Here is a 225-nt window from a genome sequence, read left to right on the forward strand (position 1 = left end):
TTACACTCTTGGGCCGGTTACCGATCGGCCTGAGGGTACCTTTAGAAGCCTCCGTTACGCTTTTGGAGGCGACCACCCCAGTCAAACTACCCACCAAGCAATGTCCTTCAATCAGAAGTTAGAACTCAAACAAACGAAGGGTCGTATTTCAACAGCGGCTCCACAAATACTGGCGTACCTGCTTCAAAGCCTCCGACCTATCCTACACATCGCGTGCCCAAATTC

1 rRNA gene is annotated in these 225 nt (G+C 51.1%); it reads right to left on the reverse strand.

Features of this window, described 5'->3' with window-relative positions:
• Positions 1 to 225: ribosomal RNA gene (locus H6A27_RS14895) — 23S ribosomal RNA — on the reverse strand; the annotation flags it as partial.

This window comes from Bacteroides caecigallinarum (assembly GCF_016902295.1).
Taxonomy (GTDB): Bacteria; Bacteroidota; Bacteroidia; order Bacteroidales; family Bacteroidaceae; genus Phocaeicola; species Phocaeicola caecigallinarum_A.